The sequence below is a fragment of the Streptomyces sp. NPDC006294 genome (genome assembly GCF_042870895.1).
In the GTDB taxonomy this organism is placed as follows: Bacteria; Actinomycetota; Actinomycetes; order Streptomycetales; family Streptomycetaceae; genus Streptomyces.
Genome location: NZ_JBIAHV010000026.1, coordinates 49,203 through 66,524, shown reverse-complemented (window position 1 = coordinate 66,524; position 17,322 = coordinate 49,203). Strand labels below are relative to the sequence as shown.

The 17,322-nt window shown below is 71.8% G+C and carries 13 protein-coding genes; 2 read left to right on the top strand and 11 right to left on the bottom strand.

Annotated elements, in window-relative coordinates:
* Positions 1-109: 109 nt before the first annotated feature.
* Complete coding sequence (locus ACFYOP_RS32415) at positions 110-1,195, bottom strand: S1 family peptidase (protein WP_356898946.1); 1,086 nt, start codon at positions 1,193-1,195, stop codon at positions 110-112.
* Between the two features lie 365 nt (positions 1,196-1,560).
* Here ACFYOP_RS32415 and ACFYOP_RS32410 point away from each other — a divergent pair, with 365 nt between their 5' ends.
* Entirely contained in the window at positions 1,561-2,418 is an 858-nt protein-coding gene (locus tag ACFYOP_RS32410) for an alpha/beta fold hydrolase (RefSeq protein WP_356898947.1), read from the top strand.
* A gap of 28 nt (positions 2,419-2,446) precedes the next feature.
* On the opposite strand, the gene fxsT is transcribed toward ACFYOP_RS32410, so the two are convergent.
* The 5 genes from fxsT to fxsA all read right to left on the bottom strand — a co-directional run bounded on the left by fxsT (position 2,447) and on the right by fxsA (position 10,986).
* Complete coding sequence (gene fxsT / locus ACFYOP_RS32405) at positions 2,447-6,388, bottom strand: FxSxx-COOH system tetratricopeptide repeat protein (RefSeq protein WP_356898948.1); 3,942 nt, start codon at positions 6,386-6,388, stop codon at positions 2,447-2,449.
* A complete protein-coding gene (locus ACFYOP_RS32400; protein ID WP_356898949.1) occupies positions 6,372-7,709 on the bottom strand; it encodes a TIR-like protein FxsC in 1,338 nt (445 codons plus the stop codon). Before ACFYOP_RS32400 ends, fxsT begins: the two co-directional genes overlap by 17 nt.
* A gap of 115 nt (positions 7,710-7,824) precedes the next feature.
* Entirely contained in the window at positions 7,825-8,532 is a 708-nt protein-coding gene (locus tag ACFYOP_RS32395; protein ID WP_356898985.1) for an AAC(3) family N-acetyltransferase, read from the bottom strand.
* A 58-nt stretch (positions 8,533-8,590) separates the two neighbouring features.
* Entirely contained in the window at positions 8,591-10,780 is a 2,190-nt protein-coding gene (locus ACFYOP_RS32390; protein ID WP_356898950.1) for a radical SAM/SPASM protein FxsBH, inactivated beta-hydroxylase extension form, read from the bottom strand.
* Between the two features lie 41 nt (positions 10,781-10,821).
* Positions 10,822-10,986, bottom strand: a complete 165-nt coding sequence (fxsA, locus tag ACFYOP_RS32385; RefSeq protein WP_356898951.1) for an FxSxx-COOH cyclophane-containing RiPP peptide — start codon at positions 10,984-10,986, stop codon at positions 10,822-10,824.
* Between the two features lie 249 nt (positions 10,987-11,235).
* Between fxsA and ACFYOP_RS32380 the strand changes: the two genes are divergently transcribed.
* The gene (locus ACFYOP_RS32380; RefSeq protein WP_356898952.1) at positions 11,236-12,144 is read left to right on the top strand and encodes a DUF4231 domain-containing protein; all 909 of its coding nucleotides are present in this window, start codon (positions 11,236-11,238) and stop codon (positions 12,142-12,144) included.
* 20 nt (positions 12,145-12,164) lie between these two features.
* On the opposite strand, the gene ACFYOP_RS32375 is transcribed toward ACFYOP_RS32380, so the two are convergent.
* The 5 genes from ACFYOP_RS32375 to ACFYOP_RS32355 all read right to left on the bottom strand — a co-directional run bounded on the left by ACFYOP_RS32375 (position 12,165) and on the right by ACFYOP_RS32355 (position 17,316).
* Positions 12,165-12,644 carry a hypothetical protein gene (locus ACFYOP_RS32375; protein WP_356898953.1) on the bottom strand — a complete coding sequence of 160 codons (480 nt, stop codon included), beginning with the start codon at positions 12,642-12,644 and terminating at the stop codon, positions 12,165-12,167.
* 18 nt (positions 12,645-12,662) lie between these two features.
* Positions 12,663-13,682: a hypothetical protein gene (locus ACFYOP_RS32370; RefSeq protein WP_356898986.1), complete on the bottom strand. Its 1,020-nt coding sequence runs from the start codon at positions 13,680-13,682 to the stop codon at positions 12,663-12,665.
* A 293-nt stretch (positions 13,683-13,975) separates the two neighbouring features.
* Complete coding sequence (locus ACFYOP_RS32365; RefSeq protein ID WP_356898954.1) at positions 13,976-14,884, bottom strand: S1 family peptidase; 909 nt, start codon at positions 14,882-14,884, stop codon at positions 13,976-13,978.
* A gap of 270 nt (positions 14,885-15,154) precedes the next feature.
* Complete coding sequence (locus ACFYOP_RS32360; RefSeq protein WP_356898955.1) at positions 15,155-15,940, bottom strand: DUF1684 domain-containing protein; 786 nt, start codon at positions 15,938-15,940, stop codon at positions 15,155-15,157.
* Between the two features lie 200 nt (positions 15,941-16,140).
* On the bottom strand, positions 16,141-17,316 hold the full coding sequence (locus ACFYOP_RS32355; protein WP_356898987.1) for a DUF5685 family protein: 1,176 nt from the start codon (positions 17,314-17,316) through the stop codon (positions 16,141-16,143).
* Between the last annotated feature and the right edge of the window lie 6 nt (positions 17,317-17,322).

The window sequence follows — 17,322 nt, the reverse complement described above, 5'->3', positions numbered from 1 at the left end:
CCCCCCCCCCCCCCCCCCCCCCCCCCCCCCCCCCCCCCCCCCCCCCCCCCCCCCCCCCCCCCCCCCCCCCCCCCCCCCCCCCCCCCCCCCCCCCCACCCCCGGCCCCCGTCAGCCGATGTCCGCGCCGAGGACCGACAGCGCCTCCGGCACCGGCTGGAAGAACGTCTCGCCGCCCGACGAGCAGTCCCCGCTGCCGCCCGATGTCAGGCCGATCGCGGTGTCGCCGGAGAAGAGGGAGCCGCCGCTGTCGCCCGGCTCCGCGCAGACGTTGGTCTGGATGAGGCCCTCGACGATGTCGCCGTTGCCGTAGTTGACCGTCGCGTCGAGCCCGGTCACCTCACCGTCGTGGACCTGGGTGGTGGAGCCGCTGCGCGTCACCTGCATGCCGACCGTCGCGTCGCCCGCCTGGGTGATCGCCTGCGTACTGCCGTCGTAGAGGTTGACCTCGCTCGGGTGCTCCGCGGCGCCGTCGTACTTCACCAGCGCGAAGTCGTTGCCCGGGAACTGCGAGTCGACCATCGTGCCGATCGCCGCACCGCCCGCCGAGTCGGACCACTCGCTGCCGGACTGACCGCAGTGCCCGGCGGTGATGAAGTGCGGCTCGCCGTCCTTGACCACGTTGAAGCCGAGCGAACAGCGCCCGCCGCCGGAGTGGATGGCGTCGCCGCCGGCGACGAAGGGCTTGAACTCGCCCGCGGTCTTCTTGAGCTCCGCCTTGGCGCCGAGGCTCTTGACGACCTCCTGCAGCGTGGCAAGCTCGGCGCCCTGGACCGTGCGGTCGGCGGTGACGACCACCTTGTTGGTGACCGGGTCGGTCGCCCAGGCGGTGCCCGGGATGGTCGCCCTGTCGGTGAGGGTCTGGCGGGCGCTCTTGAGCTCGACGAGGGTGTTCTCGACGATTCTGGCCTTGCCGCCCGCCTCGCGCACCGTCTGTGCGGCGTCCTCGCTCAGGACGTTCACGACCAGCGCCTTGGCCTTGGCGTCGTAGTAGGCGCCGGCCTCCGCCGCGCCGAGGTCCGCCCTGAGCGTGACGGCGAGGTCGCCGGCCGCCGGGGCGGTGAGGGCCTTCACGTCGAACTGGGCCGTGTTGTCACTGGCGTTCGCACTCTGGAACGTGAGGCCCGCCGCGATGACGGCGGCGACGGCGCCGCCGGCCACAGCCGCTTTCCTCTTGGGTATGCGTCGGTGCTTCAACTTCGACCTCCTGTGGGGGCCGCGCCCGGACAAGTGGGGTGTCCATGGCGCGGAGGATGAGCCGCCCACTATTCCGAGGCGTCGCACTCGCACACAAGGTCGACTCTTGGACGGGCACACGACAACACGGTTGCGTTCACGGCCTCTTCACAGCGTCAGGGTGCGCCGGGGCGGGAATCACACAGCCGGTCCGTCTCCTGATGGGTAATCACCCGGGGGGCGGGGAAGCTCCTGATGTCTGCACGGGACATGTACGCCAAGCAGTACGTCAGGACTACGTCAGGTACGTCAGGCAACACCACGCGGGTATACGGGCGTGCCCATGGGCGGGTCCGGCGAAGGGGGGCGTTCGGGTGCGACGTCGGGTGCGCGTTTCGGACGGGCGGCATCTGATGGTGGAACGACTGGGCGATCCACGAGGCAGACCGGTCTTCCTGCTGCACGGCACACCGGGCAGCAGACTCGGCCCCGCGCCGCGCGGCATGGTGCTGTACCAGCGCGGCACCCAGCTGATCGCCTACGACCGGCCGGGGTACGGCGGTTCCGACCGGCTCGCGGGCCGCAGCGTCGCCGATGTCGCCCAGGACGTCCGGGCGATCGCCGACGAGCTGGAGCTGGAGCGCTTCGCCGTCGTGGGCCGCTCCGGCGGCGCTCCGCACGCGCTGGCGTGCGCGGCGCTGATGCCCGAGCGGGTCACCCGGGCGGCCGCGCTGGTGACGCTCGCGCCCAGGGACGCGGACGGTCTCGACTGGTTCGAGGGCATGGCCGCGTCGAACGTCACCGAGTACACCAGCGCCTCGGCCGACCCGGCCGGTCTCGTGGAGCGGTTCACCCTGCGCTCGGCCGAGATCAGACAGGACCCGGTGCGGCTGCTGAACGATCTGCGCCGGGAGCTCACCGAGTCCGACCGCATGGTGGTCTCCGATCTCGGTCTGCGGTCCATGCTGTTGCGCAACTACCAGGAGGCGCTGCGTACTTCGGCGTACGGATGGATCGACGACGCGCTCGCGTTCTGCAGCCCGTGGGGCTTCGACCCGGCGGACATCCGGGGGCCGGTGATGCTGTGGCACGGGGAGAAGGACGTCTTCTCCCCGGTGGGCCACTCCCGCTGGCTCGCCCAGCGCATCCCGGGCGCGACGGCCGTCCTGGAGCCGGCCGCCGCGCACTTCGACGCCTTCCACGCGCTGCCCCGCATCCTCACCTGGCTGCTCGAGGACGCCTGAACGGCCGCCCCGACGGCGCGCCCGCGGCTCACACCGCCAGCGGCTCCAGGTCGCGGTGGACCCGGCGTTCGTCCTTCGCGATCCGGGTCAGCGCGTGCTCCTCGCCCAGCAGCCGCTGCAGCTCCTCCACCGCCTCCGCCCGGGTCTGCGCCGCCTCGTCCTTGCGCCCGAGCAGCCCGAGGGTGACGGACATGTTGGAGGCGATGGCGAGCACCTCGGGGTGGTGCGGGCCCAGGGCGTCGCGCAGCCGGGCCACGGTCCGCCGCTCGATCGCCAGCGCCTCGTCGCAGATGCCCAGGTCCGCGAGGGCGTTGGCCAGGTTTATCGTGCCGTACAGGGCGTGCGGGTGGTTCTCTCCCAGCACCTCCCGCATCGTCTCGACGACGTCCCGCAGCAGCCGCTCCGCGGACTCGGGCGTTCCGCAGCCCCACTCGTAGATCCCGAGGTTGTTGATCGCGGCCAGTGAGTACGGGTGCCGCTCGCCCGGCACCTGCCGGTACTGGTCGACGACCTCCTGGGCGAGGTCCCGGGCCGCCACCGGCTCTCCCGCGGCGAACAGGTCGGCCGCCAGGTTCAGGTCACAGGCCAGCGAATCGGGGTTGACGGAGGTGTACTTGGCGCGGTAGCGGTTGCGGGTCGCGGTCGTCAGCCGCCGGGCGTCCTCCAGCCGGCCGGCTCTGCGCAGCGACACCGCGAGGCTCTTGGCCGCGGCCAGGGTGCCGGGGAACGTCCGGCCGAGCTGCTCCTTGTAGAGGTCGTAGGTGCGGCTGAGCACGGCCACGGAGTCCTCGTACCGTCCGACCTCCCTGAGGTCGCGGGCGAGGTTCATCGCGGAGGAGAGGGTGTACGGGTGCTCCGGGCCGAGGACCTCCGTGCGCCGGTCGAAGACCTCCTGGTCGATCTCGCGGGCCCGGGCGTACTGCCCGACCATGCGCAGGTTCAGCGCCAGGTTGTTGGCGGCGGCGAGCGTACGCGGGTGGGCCTCGTGGAAGATCTGGCTGAATCCCTCGTGCGCCTCGGTCGCCAGCTCCATCGCCTGGCCGTAGTCGCCGAGCGTGCCGAGGTCCATCGCGAGACCGCTGGTGGTCATGTAGGTGTGCGGATGGGTGGGGCCGAGGACCGCGCGCTGCCGCTCCAGGGTCACCTCGTCGAGCTCCTTGGCCTCCACGTAACGGCCCTGGGAGCGCAGGATGTTGGAGAGGTGGAAGCGCAGGTACAGATACTGCCGGTCGTCGTTGCCGAGCATGTCCTTCCATGCTTCGCGCAGGTCGTTGCCGAGGGTGGAGGCCGTGTTCCAGTCGCCGCGCTTCCACAGGTAGCGCACCCGGTCGATCAGCAGCCTGCGGGTCTCCGGCTCCTTGCAGTAGCGGGCCTCGGAGGGCCCCAGGTGCGGCCAGATGGTGTTGAAGCGCGGCCAGGTCTCCGGGTTGTCGATCGGTTCGTCGTCGTCGGGCCTGGCGCCGGCGAGGATGCGGTGGACGGCGTGCCGCGCGTCCATCTGCTCCTCCTCGCTGAGCTGCGCCCGGATGACGGCCTGGACCAGCCGGTGCACCTGGATGGAGTTGGAGACCTGGTCGACCTTGGCGAGGGCGAACCGGCCGATCTCCCGGATGACCCGGCCGAGGACCAGCTTCTCCTCCAGGGAGGCGTCGTACGGCTTCAGGGCGTCGATCATCTCCTTGCTGTAGAGGAGGTTCGCCGAGATCGGCTCGGGGGCGAAGAAGGCGCAGAGCTGGAGCAGCCGTACGGCCGCGGGCGAACGCTCCTTGAGCCGCTGGATGGACACGTTCCAGGTCGCGGCGACCGGCTCGGGGTAGCCGACGGGCTGGTTGAGCGCGAGGACGCTCGCGGCCTGCTCGCGCAGCTGTTCCAGGTACGCGCCGACCGGTGTGGCGGTCTCCGCGATCCAGGCCGCGGCCTGTTCGACGGCCAGCGGCAGGTCTCCCACGGCGGTGGCGACCTGGTCGGCGTCCTCCGCGCTCAGACCGCGGGCGCGCCGCTGGATGTGCTCGACGGACTCCGCGCGCAGGAAGACGTCGACGGGCAGCGCGTCGCCGTACTGCGACCAGGTCTGGTTCCTGGAGGTGACCAGCACGTGCCCGGGTCCGCCGGCGGGGAAGAACCGCTTGAGCTGCTCGGGGTCGTCCGCGTTGTCGAAGACCAGCAGCCAGCGTTTGGACGGCACGCCGCGCCGCAGCAGGTCCATGGCCTCCTGGGAGGCGGCGGCCATGTCCTCGCCGCCCTGTGCGCCGAGCCGGACGGCGAGCTCGGCGAGTCCGGCGACGACGTCGTCGGGCTGTTCGGCCGAGATCCACCAGACCAGGTCGTAGTCGGCCATGAAGCGGTGGACGTATTCGAGGGCGACCTGCGTCTTGCCGACGCCGCCGAGGCCGTAGAGGGTCTGCGGCTGCGGCAGCACCGCGGCCACGGACATGCCGCCGCCGAGCTGGTCCCGCATCCGCTCCAGTACGACGGAGCGGCCGGTGAAGCCGGCGTTGCGGGGCGGCGCGTTCCAGATCTTCGGCACCGTGCCGGGGAACCGCGGGCCGGGCGAGGACGGCTCCGGAAGCTGCACCGGGCGGTCGAGGGCGCGCAGCAGCGACCCGGTGGCGTGCATCTCGTCGAGCCGGAACAGGTCGACGGGATTGCGGTCGATGTACGGGGTCGTCAGCCGGACGTCGCCGACCCGGATCGGCAGCAGATGCCGCCGGCCGCCGCTCGGGTCCTCGGCGGCGGCCCGCTGGAAGACCTCGACGGCCCGCGGGGACTTGAGGTACGCGCTGGACAGCAGCACCACGGTGCGGGCGGCGCTCGTAGCGGCGGCCGCGTCGAACTCGACGGGGTCGTGCTCTGCGGACACGTCGCGCGGCACGACCCGGAAGCCGGCCCGGCTGAGCACGTACTCGACCCAGTCGGCCCACATCCGGTTCTCGGCGACGTAGCTGAGGAAGAGGTCGGCGGGCAGGGCGGGGCGGCGGCGGGTGAAGGCGTCCCTGATGCGCAGCCGGACGTCCTCGTTGACCTGCGGCATCGAGGTGATCTGCCCGTCGGTGACGACGGCGGCGAGCCGTTCGAAGGCGGAGAGCAGCGAGCTGGTGAGCCCGGCCTCGTCGCCGAAGGTCGCGAGCGTCTCCTCGTAGGCGTAGTACGGCCGGTAGGGGATCTCCACCGCGCCCCAGTAGGCGGTGGCCTCCTCCGCGGTCAGTCCGCTGGGGAACCGGTCGAACTTGAGGCGTGCGAGGGCCCGTCCGGCGTCGGCCTTCTCCTTCTCGCCCTCGTCGATGCGCATCGGCACGGGGAGGATCTTGATGCCCCGGCCGCCGTACCGTTCGTCGATCTGCCGGGCGACCGAGGCGGCGCCGTCGATGGACTGGTCGCTGAGCGTGAAGCAGTCGACGAGGACGTCGGGCAGATGGACGGTGCAGATGTCGGCGATGTCGCTGAGTCCGGTGCGGCTGTCGATGAGGACGTAGTCGTAGTTGGCCTTCATGTCGTCGCGCAGCGCGTCGAAGAAGTGCCCGCCGCCGAGGCGGTCGTAGAAGTTGTCCCAGTCGAAGGTCGAGACGGTGGCCGAGTATTCGCGGTTCTGCCGGCCCGCGGAGACGAAGTCGAGCGTGCCGCGCTGGGGGAACTCCCAGCCGAGGCTCTCCGGGGTGAGGGAGACGGCGTGCGGCTGGATGCGGGCGTAGTCCCGGTGCCAGTCCGGGCGGCGCGGCTCGGGGTTGGTCGCGGCCCAGGCGAACTCGGTGATCAGGTCGATGACGCCGGTGGTCGCGCCGAGGGTGGAGGGGTCGAGAAAGGGGTGGAAGAAGCGGTGCAGTCCGGGCGCTTCCAGGTCCCAGTCGACCGCCAGGACCCGCTTGCCGTTCGCGGCGAGTATCCAGGCCACATTGGCCATGGCCATGGTTCGCCCGGTACCTCCCTTGTACGAGTAGAAGGTGACGATGCGCCCGTCACGACTGGCTGTCATCCGTGTCCTCCGCATCAGGGGCGATGTCACGCGCGTTCGGGACGTACTGGGTGGTGCCGTACTCGGCCATCGGGCCGCGCAGCCGGGGTCGTTCGCTGTGGCTGCCGCCGCCGGGCGGGGCGGGCGGGAAGACCTCCGCGTGGCGCAGGTACTCCTGGGCGGCGGCCTCCGCCACCTGGGGCAGCAGGTGCCCGAAGGCCTCCATGGTGTAGACGCCCCTGGCGGCCGCCTGGCAGGCCGCACGGCCGTGGCCCATGTGGTGCGGCATGGTGTGTTCCAGTTTCTCGATCAGCGCGGCCTCCGCCGCCCGGCTGCTGTCGGGGTCGTCGCGGTTCCAGGGGACGACGACGCTCACCCAGGGGCGCGGCTGTGCGTCGAAGGCGGCGAGCTTGCGCCTCCGTTCCTCGTTCTCCAGGGCCCAGCGGTCGACGAGCAGGATCTCGGGGCGGGTCGGCGGCTGGCCCGCGGCCGTCAGGGGCTCGTGGTCGAAGGAGGAGACGGTCGGCTGGTAGTTGAGCGAGCGCACCAGGTCCTGGGCGATGGACGCCAACGGCCGTGCGGAGTCCGGGTGGTACGGGTTCCAGTCCTGTGACTGCTTGCCGTAGAAGTCGGCCGACCGACCGGGCGGCAGGTCGTGGCTGGTGGGCGCGGCGACGGTGATGTGCATGGGCCGCGGGCCGACGCTGAGCCGGCCGAAGGCGCTGGGCGCCTGGCGGAATTCGACGGGACTGCCGGGTGCGAGCCGGGTGGTGTCGGCGACGCTCACGATCCGTTTCGCGAGCTCGTAGACGGCGGCCTCGTACTCCTCTGCGAATATCCGGAGCTTGATCAGTCCGTAGAGGCCGTCGGTCACATAGCGGTCCCCGAAGGCGCGGTGGTTGAACTGGAGCCGCTCCGCGGGGCCCGGTAACTGTTCGGGCGGCATGGGCACCCATAACGCCGGGACGATCGCCTCCGCGGGGCGGTTGCTCTTCGCATGGTGGTAGATGGCCCGCTGGGCGAAGGCGTACCACTCCTTGCCGCACATCTCGCTGGCGAAGTAGCGGGGGGAGAAGAGCGGGACGAACACCCGGCAGCTGGCCAGCACTTCACCGAGCCGTTCCGACCAGCCCTCCCCCGAGCGTATCTCCCGGTCCATGAAGCCGGCCGGAGCGCCGGCCGGGAGATCGGTCATGGCCATCACATGGCCGACCAGGTCGCGGAACAGCCGCTCGACCCACATGTCCGGGTCCGGGCCTCCCGCCCCGTACCGCGGTGTGTGCGCGTAGCTCAAGAAGAAGTACGGCCGATGGTCCGCCGCCCGCTGCGCTGAATCCGACACACGACCCCCGTCCTGCGTGAACGCCCGGCCCGACACCCGGCATCAGTGAAAGACGCGAGCGAAGCAATCATTCCGGAGCGGGTCACGCTCCATCCCCCCGCCGTTCGGTCAATCATCACCGCTTTTCGGTCATCCAACCCTTGGCGTGGTCGACCGCTTTCCTGATCGAGAACAGTCTTGCGGTCCTTCCACCGAGTTGTCCGCTTCGTTCCACCCCCCAGGAAAAGGCGGCCCCGACCGCCTCGAAATCACTGTCGTCCAGCACCACATCGGTGAACTCGGCCCATTGGGAGCCGCCGTCCGGCCCCTTCACCACACAACGGTAGGTCCGCAGCGCCGTTGTGACGCGGTATTCGGCAAGATGGAACGCGGTGCATTTGGCGAATCCCACATTGATCATCAGGACGTGGGCGCCGGCCCGGTAGAGCGCGCCGAGTGGTGAGCGTTCGCCGAGATGGCAGTCCAGCGGGTGGTCGGCGACCAGTCCGGCCGCCCGCCGGCCGAGCGCCGCGAACGACGTCTGCGGGTGCGCGCTGCGCCGGGCCCCCGCCGCGGTCCGTACGGACTCGGCCAGCCGGCCCATCCCCTGGCTGGGCGTGGTGGCCGCGTCGAAGGCCGGCATGTCCGCGCGGAAGGCGGCGGTCTGCTCGGGTGTCATGCCGCGGACCCGGGCCCGGTACGCGTGGGAGGTGTCGGAGTTCTCCTCGGTGAAGGCGGGCACCACCAGCGTGCCCTCGGGGCCGAGGACCTCCAGCAGCGCGTCGCGCACCGTTCGCGCGCCGAGGCCGGTGGCGTGCAGCGACGCGTGGACGAGCAGGGTCATGCCGCTGCGCACCCCCAGGGCCCGCAGCGCCAAGGCCGGTTCCCGGCCGCCCGGCGGGTCAGCCACCGGCCGCCTCCGCGTGCAGGACGGCGATCAGACGCTTGCCGCTGACGGTCGGCTCGGGCGCGTCGCGCAGGGTCTTGAGGGCCAGGAGGGCATGGGCCGCGGCGGCCGGATCGAGGGGGGCGAGCGCGACACGTTCGTACGCCCCGGCCAGCAGCAGGGAGGCGGGCAGCGGCTCGTCCTGCCACGGGGCGGGGTGCAGCCAGGCGCCGTCCTCCGCCAGGAGGTCCGTGACTTCGCCGACGGCGCGGAGCTGGGCCCGGGCGAAGCCCCGCAGCAGGGCGGCCGCCAGTCCGGCGGGCGGGCCGTGCAGTCCGAGGCCGAGCGCGCCGTACGCGTGCCGCCCGACGGCGGGCCCGGCGCCTTCCAGGGGTGTCAGGGTGGTGAGGGAGCCCGCCAGTTCGGCGGCCCGCCGTGGGACGGTGTCCCGCAGCAGGTCCCAGGCGGCCGCGAGTGCCCCGGTGTCCCCCACGGGCCGCACCGGCTCGCCGAAGCAGTCCCGGTACGGGTCGAGGTCGTCGAGCACGAGCTGCGGCCAGCCGTCGAGTACGGGCCGGTGCAGGGGCCGCCAGCCGTCCTCGGGCCTGTCCGGGCGCACGCGTGACGTCCCGCGCCCCGGGACACGGACGACCAGTTCCTCCGCGGTGCCGCCTACCTCCGCCTCGCACGGCCCGCCGTCGGCGGACAGCCGCAGTTCGCCCAGGGTGGGCAGGAAGAGCGTGCCGGTGGGGCAGCCGACCCGGACGGGGACGCCGAGCCCACCGCGTACGGCCGCGGCGGCCACATAGGACTCCAGGCGCAGGGCGAGTCCGACCGCGTCGGGGCGCCGTGCCCGCAGGGCTTCCAGGCAGGCGTGGAGCCAGCTGCGGGTGTACGGATGGGCGTAGATCTCGTCCAGGCCGAGCGAGGTCTCGTCGATCGTGGACGCCAGCTCCCAGGCGGCGGACCACCGTTCGCCCCCGCGGCCGTCGAGCTCCTCGTTGAGACCGGCGAGGGCGTAGCGGGTGAGGTCCTGCTGGAGGATGAGCAGCGCCTCCGGGTCGGTCACGGCCGGGGAGGCGGCGGTGTGCGCCGTGCGCCGCTCGATGCCGAGGATCAGCGCCTTGAGGTCGTCGCAGTACACCGAGGTGTTGTCGAAGCCGGAGCCGGTCGCGTACCGGTGGGTGTAGAGCCCGCCGCCGCAGGACCGGACGACCGGGCACTGACGGCATGTCGCGCTCACGCCTTCCAGGCCGAGTTGGCGGGCCACGACGCCGGGGTGGCGGGCCACCTCGTCGAAGGAGTGGCGTAAGACGTCGAAGCCGGTGGCGGCCGCGCCCTCGTAGGCGCTCTTCAGCGAGTCGACCTGCTCCAGGGTGCCGTCGGTCTCGACGACGACGAGGTCGGAGGGGGCGAGCCCGAGGGACTCGGTGAGGCTGGGGCCGCCGGCCAGGGTGGAGAACACGGAGTCGAAGAGCCGCACCGGCACGGGCCTGCCGCGGGCGTCCCAGCGGTCGAAGACGGCGAGGATCCAGTCGGCGTAGGCAGTGGGTGATCCGTCCGGCCGGGCCGGCGGGTCGTCCCAGGTGGCGTGCGGCAGCAGGAAGTCGATCCGCGGCGGCTCGAGCTCGGCGAGGGCGTCGTACACGGCGACCGGGTCGTTGGCCACGTCGATGGTGCACAGCAGGCCCAGATAGAGGTGGCGGTAGCGCTCCTGGCGCAGCAGGTCGACGGCCCGCAGGACGAGCGGATGGCTGGTGCGGCCGTCCGCGTAGCGGCGGTGGCGGTCGTTGGCGCTGCGGTCTCCGTCGAGGGAGATGCCGACCCGGACGTTGAATTCGTCGAACAGGTCGAGATAGCGGCGGCTCAGCTGAATTCCGTTGGTATGGATCCTCAGGTCCAGCGCGGCGACATTGTCGAGGGCCGCGGTGAGCTCCTCGCAGACGCGGCGCAGACGGGCGAGGCCCGCCAGCAGAGGCTCCCCTCCGTGCAGGATCACTGACACGGAGGGCAGGGCATGGCTCTTGGCATGCTCGGCCAGTCGCAGAGCTGTCCAGGAAATCGCTTCGTCAGAGATTGCCTTCGGGCGGGTTCGCCAGCTCTGATCAGCGTGTTCGTAGATGTAGCAGTGATCGCAGGCAAGATCGCACCTGCTGTGGACCTTCACAACGATCTGCTGGAAGGGGACCAGTCGGGGCCCTGTCATTCCACCAGTCTAGGCCCGTGGACAAGGCATCTGAAGCCGTGTCAGAGCGCCGAGTTGAACGTGGTGGCGCGCACGATGCGCTCTTCGGCGGCGGGCAGGACGCGGGCGAGCTTGCGGGCGGCGTCGTCACCGCGCACGTCGATCTGTGCCAGCGGAACGCGATTCTTCTTCGCAGCGGCGAATGAAGGGGAGGAGTGCAGAGTCATTGGGGGCCGTCCTTGATGTTGTGTCCAGCTCAATGCTGTACCAGCGGGGATACCATGCACCGTTGCGATGCCGGCGGCACGACTTTACCCTCATGGCCACTCGCAGCAACTCAAGCCTGGAACACCATGTCAAAAGAGTCGCATCCTATTCTCGCAGGGCACCGGGGAACAAGCGATTCCGCCTAATGTGCGATGTCAAAACCGCAGACGGGGGTGTGCATGAGCGAGCTTTCGAGTCCTTTGCAGAGCATGGTTCTCCACAATGCCGATCTACCGGTTCTCTACCACCGCACGGACGCCGTCGCCGTGTCCCGCCAGCGCGAGGCCGTCACCGGCACCCGGTACCGGCTCCTCCTGCTGGTCGCCGGAGCGGCGCTGGCGGCTCTGCCCACCTCGCTGCGGCTCGGCGGCTCCTTCCAGATCGCCGCGTTCCTCAGCGCTTTGGCGTACGGGGGCGTACTCGCCCTGGGATACCGCGCCACCCGCCGCAGAGCAAAGTCACATTGGCAACTGAACCGCTCCGCGGCCGAGTTCATCAAGTCGCTCTGCTGGCGCTACGCGGTCCACGGCGCGCCCTTCGACTCACGCCTCACGGGGGCGGCGGCCGATGATTTGTTCACCGCCCGTCTGGAGGAAGGTTTACGGGAGTTGGCCAAAGTCGGCTGGGAGGATCCCCGCGCCACGGACGGGGACGCCGCGGCCGGTGACCCGATCACCGCCCCGATGCGCCGGCTGCGGGCCAAGCCCTTCAGCGTCCGCAAGGAGACCTATGTCAGGGACCGGCTGATCGAGCAGCGCAACTGGTACCACCGGCGTACGGAGATGTCCCGGCGCGCGACCGCGCTGTGGTCCGCCTCGATCGCGCTGCTGACGCTCCTCGCCCTGTTCTTCGCCACGCTGCGCACCTTCTCCGTGGCGGACTCCATCCAGGTGCAGGGCGTGCTGTCGGCGGCGGCCGCCGCCTGCCTGGCGTGGAGCGAGATCCGCCGCCATCAGCCGCTGATAGCCGCCCACTCGCTGGTGGAGGAGGACCTGGCGGCCATGCACACCGCCATGGAGACGACGGTCACCGACGCCCAGTGGCCGTCGGCGGTCTACGAGACCGAGCGCATCGTGTCGCCGCAGCACACGGACTGGCTGGTGCGGCACCGCAGTTGACGCCCGACCCGCCCGACCGCTCAGTCGCGTTTCAGCCCTTCGCGCCAGATGACCGTCACGGGCTTTCCGAGGCCCCGGGCATAGCGCACGATGTCGCCGGTGCCGCCGTGGCCCCGGGCCGGGAGGCCGTCCCAGACGGCGAGCAGCCGGTCGCAGTGGTCGGCGATGTAGGCGCCGGCCGCGTAGTACGCCTCGTCGGTCGAGTACGGGAAGGACAGTCTCACCTCCCGGGTGGCCAGGCTCCGCAGCCGGCGGTAGCGGGCCAGTTCCTCGGGGGCGGTGAAGCCCTGCTCGTAGTCGCCGCTGGGGATGACGGCGGTCAGCTCGGCGCCGCAGTCCAGGGCGATGTCCGCGAACATCTGGTCGGCCCCCACGGCAAGGCTCGACAGCGCCTCCAGCGAACCCCGATGCCTGCTGAGCACCGCACGCAGCCCGGCGCTGACATGGCCCAGGGCCTCCGGCGGGATACCCCGGTGGCCGGTCACTCCGATGCGTTTCACGTCGCGCTGCAACCGTTCCTAGTCAGTGAGCAGGAGGGGGACTTGGCCCCATTCCTGCTCACTGCGGACGTCCCGAACGGTGTTGGGTGTCCTGATTGCCCGCGTACGCGCCGCGTCCGGCGGCACGCATCTGGTGCGTGGTCCGGGGATGCGGGGGCGGGGTTCCTCACGCCCGAGGGTGCCCGGGCCGGCCTGGACGGTCCGATGCCCGTGCACATCGCTTGGGTGTGCACGGGGCGGTGTCGTCCGTCGCCGGATCGGGTGCCCTTGGGCGCGTCTGCCGATCGCGGTGCTCGCCGCATCGTGACGGCTGGTCTTGCGGTGGGGGCCGACCATCGGCTTTTGCCAGTGCTGGGCGCCCCACTTACTGGTGTAGGCGGGGTCGACGGCGATGATCGCGATACCGGTGGCATCGGCCATGGAGGCCAGCCGGGCACGCAGGCGCCCGGTGGGCATTCCGGAGATCAGCTGCCGGAACCTTCGCCTGCGGCCGTGTTTCTCTCGCGTTTCCTCGGCCTGGAAGTCGAGGTCCTCGACCGCGACGGCCTTCACCCCGCAGGATCGGGCCCAGTGCTCCAGCCGGTCCTCCAGCACCCGCAAACGCCGCGACTTGGCGTGCCACTCCCGCCGGGAACGGTAACCACCAGGCACCCGCTTCGAGCCCCTCTGCCCGACCGGCAGCGACACCCGATGGCGGATCGTCGTCACACCGGCCTCGAGAGACTTCACGTACACGGCCTGGCCGCGCCGGGCGAGCGCCCACTCATCGTGCGTGGCCTTCGTGACCGACCCCGCCCACCGCGACGACGACACACCCGTCAGACCCCGCTTACGGAGCGCCCACGACTCGCCGCTGTGCCCCAACCCCTCCACGCACCGCACCTTCAGGTCCCGCGAGGCCAGCGAGCCCAAGTGCGCACCCACCAGACGCAGCACCTCCTCGTCCTCGGCAGTGAGGTCCTTCAGCCGGTCACGTACCGCCACACCCGAAGGACCGGTGACCACGAACGGCGCCGCCACCTCCCGCAGACCACCCACAGCAAACACCCCCTCCACGCCGGACCACACACACCCACCACCCGCAAAGGTCACCCATTCGACAGGCGAACCCCCGTCCACCACACCGGACCCCGCACACAGCAGCCCACAGCAACTCACCCACACACGCCGGAACTCACACACACGAAGTCACACCACAGCAGTCCACAACCCCTGCACTGCGGCCGCCCCCGGCCGTCCTGACATCCTCCGAGAAACGGGGCGGCACGTCGAGCCCCCGTCCTGGTGAAGGACGGGGGCCGCCGGACGTCGGTTGCCGGCTTGCGAGGGCGTCAGTAGACGCTCACTCCGTACCGGTTGAGAGCCTCCACCACCGGCTGGAAGAACGTCGTTCCGCCGGTGCGGCAGTTTCCGCTGCCGCCGGAGGTCAGGCCGATGGCCCGGCTGCCGGAGTAGAGCGGGCCGCCGCTGTCGCCGGGCTCCGCGCACACATTGGTGCGGATCAGACCGCGCACGATGTCGCCGCCGCCGTAGTTGACGGTGGCGTTGAGGCCGGTGACGGTGCCGCTGTGGGTGCCCGTCGTGGAGCCGCTGCGGGTCACGGACATGCCGATGGTGGCGTTGGCCGCGCTGGTGATGTCCTGGCTGCCGACGGTGCCGGGGTGGGACAGCGAGGTGTTGGAGTAGCGGACGATGCCGTAGTCGTTGCCCGGGAAGCTGGACCCGGCGGTGGGTCCGATGGGCGTGGAGCGGGAGGAGTTGGTGTACCAGGTGCCCGCACCGTCGGTGCAGTGACCGGCGGTCAGGAAGTAGTAGGTGCTGCCGCTGCGGACGTTGAAGCCCAGGGAGCAGCGCCAGCCGCCGGACGCGTAGATCGCGTCGCCGCCGGAGATGAGCTTGGAGAAGGTGCCGGGGGTGCGTTCGATGCGCAGGGCGCCGGCGTTGGCTCCGGCCTCGCGCCTGATCTCGGCCAGCTCGGCCTTCGAGACGGTGCTGTCGGCCGTGACGACGAGCCGGCCGGTGTCCTGGTCGACGTGCCAGGCGGTGCCCGCCACGTCCGCTTCGAGGACGGCCTCGCCCGCCGCGGCGAGCTGCTGGGTGCTGAAGGTGCGTGCCTCGTCGGCGTTGGCGGTGGGGACGGCCAGAGCTGCGGCAGCTGTGAGGCCGGTGGCGACCGCGAGCAGACGGGTACGTCTGGCGGTGCCGGAGTGGGTGCGGGGGTTGGTGCGCCTGATCCTCACTTGTCATTCCTCCCGAGGAGTGGACGGCCCGTCCGTGGGGGTCTGGGCCTGTGAGGCGCGGCCATGAGCACGTCCGGCATCCGGATCGCCCCGGATATCGGACAGACCGTGCTCCTGGCGAGCGCTGTTCGGGAGTATTCGCGGCGTCAACCAACCCCGCAAGGGTGCCTTTCGGCCGCGGTGCACCCGCATGCCGGACGGCCCCGGCGGCCGCTGCCCGCCGGGGCTGTGCCGGGCCGTCCGGGGCCCGCTCGTCGCGACTGGGACGTGTCAGGCCGTCAGGAGGTTCCGCTCACCTGCCGGGACGGGGAAGGGCAGGGTGTTGCCGGGCGGCGGGAAGGGGCAGATGAAGTGGTCGGCGAACGCGCACGGCGGCAGTTGGGCGCGGTTGAGGTCCACGCTCACCGCCCCGTCGGCGGCCGGCGCCTTCGGCCGCAGGAACCTGAAGGGGTAACTCCCGTCTCCGCTGGTCGCGTCGGCGAAGACGGCCCACAGCGAACCGTCGGCCTGCACCGCGACGCGCAGGGTGTGCTCCTGTCCGTCGACGGCGAAGACGATCTCCCCGCCGAGGCCGAGCCCGCGCTCGCGCCCGTCCGCGTTCTCCACTCGGACGGCGTGGTCCGCCTCGTACGGAATGAAGCGGCCGGGGAGCACCCACCGCGGGTCGTACGGCATGGTCTCGATGCCCGCGAACTCCCGGCGCGCCGGGGAGCCGGGGTCGAAGTCGCGCACCGCCCAGAGCCCCTCGCGGCGCAGGACGACGAGCCGGCGTTCGCCGTGCGCGACCCGTGACTCGGGGATCGGGCCGTGGTCGGCGGTGAGGCGGACCTGGCCGGTGAAGGGCTTGTCGTCGAGGCTGAGCCGGTCCTCGTCGGTGGCGTCGAGGGTGACCTCGTCGCCGTCCGCGGCCCACTGACCGGGGACGGCCGGAATTCGCCCCTCCGGGTAGTCGGAGAGCCAGTGCGTCCCGGTGAGGGACAGCGGCCCGTACGGTCCTGAGATGGTGGCGAGCCGCTGTTCCTGCCAGCGCTGCCGTTTCTGCTCCGCCGTCATCATGCCCGCAACCCTCGCACACCCCGTACGCCGGGCCCCCGCCGCGCCTGGCACGGGGCCGGATGTCGGAGGCGTCGGCGCGGGAGCGCGGCGTGGCCCTGGTCGGCGCACCCGGTCGCCCGGACGCCGCCGCGCGGACCCGGTGACGCCGCCGACAGGTGGGCGCACCCGCGGCGGCGACCGCTCACCACCCTGACGGCGCGTCAGCAGTCGCAGCCGCAGTCCGGACAGTCGCAGTCGCGGCAGCAGCCCTCGCGCTTCTTGCGGGACCAGGGGCCCTCGTACTCCTTGGCGCAGCAGAGCCGGCAGGTGCAGCACAGGCCCACGAAGACCGCGCAGCCCGCCCAGAATCCGCGGCGCGGCGGGCGCTGCGGGCCCGGCCGGCCTCCCGGGGGCGGGGGCGTTCCGCCGGGGCCGCCGCCGCCGTAGGGGCCGGCTGCGTACGGGCCCTGGGGGCCGCCCTGGTACGGGTTGCCGGGCAGGGGCGGCTGCGCCGCGCCCCCGTATCCCTGGTGGGCGCACGTCGTCGTGCCGAAAGCACGGTCCACCGAGGTGCGCAGTTCGTGCGCGAGGAGGACGTGCACCAGCCGGTCGTCGGTGAAGTGCGCGTCGCGCAGCGCCAGGCGGATGCCGTGGAGCGCGTCGTCGGCGAGGCGGCGGGCCTCGGCGAGCGGGGTGCCGGTGGCGGTGAGGGGGTTCCAGGCGCCCGACGCCGCGTCGGCCCGCTGGTCCTCCACGGCGTCCAGCAGATGCGCCAGCCTGCCGAAGAGCCGGCCCGCCTCGGCGAGCGGCGCAGCGTTCTCCGGTCGGCCGGCGAGCACGGCGGTGTGCGCGAAGGCGGCGGCCGTCGCGGTCTCGGTCGGTTCCGTGACGGTCAGGACGGAGCTGCCCGGTCCGGCCAGCGCCTCGATGCCGGCCTGCCGCTCGACCGCGTCGAGCAGCACCGCGGTGTCGAAGCCGAGCGCGGCACCCGCGCGTGCGCCCGCCCGGTCCCAGCCGGCGGACACACGGCGGGCCGCGGCGGCCACCGGCCGGCGGGCCAACACACCGTCGCCGTCGGCGACGTGGTCCCGTACCTTGGCCGACGCCAGGACCAGGGAGACCGCGGCGGCCAGCCGCGCGCCCTCGCCGCGGGCGACGGGCGCGGTCCGCATGGCGCGCAGCGGGCACGGCCCGGCGGTGCGCCGCTGCGCGGGGGTGCGTTCGCCCTGAGCCTCCGTCAGGACCGAGACGATCAGGCCGTCGTAGTTGGTGACGACGCGGGCGAACTGCCCGTGGTCCGCTCCAAGTGCCAGACAGAGTCCGCAGAGATGAGCCGTCCACTCGGTCTTCAGCCCGTCGGTGAGCCGGTGCGAACATGGTCTGACGATTCCGAACACGACGGG